The 3079-nt window shown below is 70.9% G+C and carries 4 protein-coding genes; 1 reads left to right on the top strand and 3 read right to left on the bottom strand.

Features of this window, described 5'->3' with window-relative positions; translation table 11 throughout:
- Window positions 1–6 precede the first annotated feature (6 nt).
- Window positions 7–945: a peptidoglycan-binding protein gene (locus tag FUT87_RS27235; RefSeq protein ID WP_221210942.1), complete on the bottom strand. Its 939-nt coding sequence runs from the start codon at window positions 943–945 to the stop codon at window positions 7–9.
- A gap of 89 nt (window positions 946–1034) precedes the next feature.
- Window positions 1035–1703: a glutathione S-transferase family protein gene (locus tag FUT87_RS27230; RefSeq protein WP_091723202.1), complete on the bottom strand. Its 669-nt coding sequence runs from the start codon at window positions 1701–1703 to the stop codon at window positions 1035–1037.
- Between the two features lie 201 nt (window positions 1704–1904).
- On the opposite strand from FUT87_RS27230, the gene FUT87_RS27225 reads away from it, so the two are divergent.
- Window positions 1905–2129, top strand: coding sequence for a YXWGXW repeat-containing protein (locus FUT87_RS27225; RefSeq protein ID WP_147242997.1), 225 nt, complete (start codon window positions 1905–1907; stop codon window positions 2127–2129).
- Between the two features lie 109 nt (window positions 2130–2238).
- Here the strand turns inward: FUT87_RS27225 and FUT87_RS27220 are convergent, their stop codons facing one another.
- Window positions 2239–3036, bottom strand: a complete 798-nt coding sequence (locus FUT87_RS27220) for a hypothetical protein (RefSeq protein WP_147242996.1) — start codon at window positions 3034–3036, stop codon at window positions 2239–2241.
- Window positions 3037–3079: the final 43 nt, after the last annotated feature.

The following is a 3079-nucleotide window of genomic DNA, read 5'->3' as shown; positions in this document are numbered from 1 at the left end:
CGCGCCTCAGCCGAGCAGCGCGCCGATGAAGGCGATGTCGGCCACGCCGGTCGCCGGCAGGCCACGCGCGCGTTGCACCTCCTGCACGCAGCGCATCGAGGCGCCACCGAAGACGCCATCCGCCTTGATGTCCGCGCCCAGCCCGGACAGCGCGAGCTGCACCCGCCGCACGTCGAGCCCGCGCTGCAGTGGCGCCTGGACCGACAGCGCGCGGCTGCCGGGCGCCGGCCCGTCGTAGCAGCCGGGCGGCGTGCCGTTGAGCGTCGTCATCGAGATCTCGGCGCCGCGCACCACCAGCGGCAGGGGCAGGCCCCATTGGCCGAGGTCGATCAGCCGCCGGAACGCATCCATCCGGTAGACCGTGCCGCGCAGGATCGCGATGCTGTGCGTGGCCAGCCATTGGCGGCGCACCCGCACGTAGGCGTCGATCCAGGCCTGCTCGCCCGCCTGCGCGGTCGCGCCGACCTGCGCATCGGTGGCCGCGCGGATCCGCGCCCAGGAGCCGTGCACGAAGCTGTCGTAGACCACCGCCGTGCCCAGCGCCGACACGATGCCCAGCTTCCCGGCCGCACGTGCGGCGGGCTGCCAGAAGTGCTCGTCGAAGAAGAGGTCCTGCGTCTCGCGCATCACCGGGTCGTCAGCGCAGGCGCGCAGGAGGTTGTGCAGGCGCTGGTCGGTGTCGAGCGCCGCACCGGCCGCCGCCAGGGCCGGCAGCCAGTCGCCGATCTCGGCCCCGAACTGCGCGCCCGGGTTGCCGGCGTACTGTCGCAGCAGCTCGACCAGCTTGCCCGACCCCAGGGTCGTCTGCGAGCGGCCATAGGTCAGCCGCCCCGGATCGCCCTCCAGCACGGTCACCTGGCCGTAGTCGCCCAGCACATGACCGGTCTCGAAGAGATTGACGATCGCCTGGGCGGTGCGGATCTGCGAGGGCGTGAGGAAGGACATGGCGCACTCCCGCCGGGGGGACCCGGACGGCGGCAGTCTGGCACCCGCCCCTCCCCCGCGCATCCGTCATCCAGGGGATGACCGCCCGCTCAGGCCAGCGCGTAGGGACCGCCGCGCTCGAGCGCCCGCTGGTAGGCGGGCCGGGCATGGATGCGCTGGAGGAATTCGGTGATGCGCGGCTGCCGTGCCACAGCGCCGCCACGCTGCGCCGCGGCCTCCAGCGGGAAGCTCATCTGCACGTCGGCAGCGCTGAAGTCCGCGCCGGCGAACCAGGGGCTTCGACCGAGTTCCGCTTCCAGGTAGTTCATGTGGTTGTCAATCTGCGGCTGGACGAAGCTCGCCTTGGCCTTCGCCGCGATGCCCCGGGCGATCGGCTTCACGAAGAACGGCACGGGCGCGCGTTCGATGCGGTCGAAGACCAGCTTGAGGAGCAGCGGCGGCATCGCCGAGCCCTCGGCGTAATGCATCCAGTAGCGGTAGCGCAGCGCCTCGGGCGTGCCGGCGGCCGGCTTGAAGCGGCCTTCGCCGTAGCGGTCGACGAGGTATTCCAGGATCGCGCCGGACTCGGCGATCACCAGGCCCCCGTCGCTGATCACCGGCGACTTGCCCAGCGGATGCACGGCGCGCAGCTCGGGCGGCGCGAGCATCGTCCTGGGATCGCGCTGGTAGGGCTTGATCTCGTAAGGAAGCCCGAGTTCCTCGAGCAGCCACAGGACCCGCTGCGAGCGGGAGTTGTTGAGGTGGTGGACGGTCAGCATCGGCGCAGTCTATGTGCGGCGACGCGGGCGGGCCTCCGGCGTTTCCCCGGCTCGACGCCCTCTCGCACCGCCGGTCGAGCCCCGGCCCGCTGGCGCACGCGCCGTTACTTGTTGTCGGTCCGGTAATGTCCGGCCCGGCGCGTCAGCGGGGCGTCGCGGCGGCACGTTCTCACACGCATGCAGACCCGCTGGAGGTTCCTCATGCGCACATTTCGTCCCTTGCTGCTCGCCCTGGCCGCCGCGCCGCTGGTCGCGAGCCTGACCGGCTGCGTCGTGGTCCCGGCGCATCGTTATTACGGCTACGACCGGGGCCCCGGCTATACGGAAGTCGTGCCCGTCACCGGCACGATCTGGATCGATGGCTACTGGGACACCCGCGGCGGAGGCCGGCGCTGGATCCCGGGCCATTACGGCCCCCGCCGCTGAGCCCTCGTCCCTCTTTCCAGTCTCCCTTGAACGACGAAGCCGGCTCAAGGCCGGCTTCGTCAGTGGCGGCGTCCCTCACGGGCGCCGCCTCTTCGGGCTCACTTCGGGCTCACTTCGAGCAGTTGAAGATCGCGACGCCGCGGTACTTGCTCGCGCCGACCTTCACCACATACCCGACGATCACCGCCTGCTTGCTGGCATCCAGGCCCTGCGCCATGGTGAGCTGCAGGCCGGACGAGCCGCCCAGCATGCCGCCGGTGTAGGTGATCGTCGTCGGCGAGCTCAGCTTGCGCCCGGTGGCGGATTCCGTGCCGGCGCTGCCGTCGGCCAGCGTCACGGTGATCGACGCATCCAACTGCGCGCCCGAGGCGTCGAAGCTCAGCGAGGCCGAGCCCTTGGCCTGCCCGACCTCGGTGCCGGGGGCGACGTCCAGGGTGGGCACGGTGAACTGGCCCGCGTCGCAGGAGAAGCTGCCGCTCGTGGGGAACGCGTCCGGCGCGTTGTACACCGCGTAATGGACGGCGGTGCCGGTCGCGCCAAGCGTCTTCGTGCTGCTGCCGATCACGGCCGATCCGTGGGTCCAGCGCCCGATGGTGAAGGAGGCGTCGCCAGCGACGTCCGCGATCGCGCGGTCGATGCCGCTCAGCGCGTTGCCGTTCATCGTGATGACCTCGCCCGTCGTCTGCTGCTCGATGGTCTCGAGCCGGCCCGCGTTCTGCGAGGACGAACTGATCATCAGGTAGCGCGCCGTCTGACCTTTCACGAAAGCCGCCTTCACCTTGGGCCGGCTGGTATCGCCGGTGCCCTGCAGTCCGGCGGGCGTGGCCGGCCCCGAATCTCCACCACCACCGCCACCGCAGGCCGCCAGTGCCGCGATCAGCGGCAGCACCGCCAGGGCTTTCGTCATTCCAGCTTTCATGAGATCTCCAATCGTTGATGTTCGTGGTCGC

This window comes from Mitsuaria sp. TWR114, from assembly GCF_007997345.1.
This window is presented reverse-complemented; position numbering and strand designations above follow the sequence as displayed.

Coding starts and splice junctions, on each gene's coding strand:
- FUT87_RS27235 (WP_221210942.1), bottom strand. CDS start 945: ATGTCCTTCCTCACGCCCTCGCAGATCCGCACCGCCCAGGCGATCGTC.
- FUT87_RS27230 (WP_091723202.1), bottom strand. CDS start 1,703: ATGCTGACCGTCCACCACCTCAACAACTCCCGCTCGCAGCGGGTCCTG.
- FUT87_RS27225 (WP_147242997.1), top strand. CDS start 1,905: ATGCGCACATTTCGTCCCTTGCTGCTCGCCCTGGCCGCCGCGCCGCTG.
- FUT87_RS27220 (WP_147242996.1), bottom strand. CDS start 3,036: ATGACGAAAGCCCTGGCGGTGCTGCCGCTGATCGCGGCACTGGCGGCC.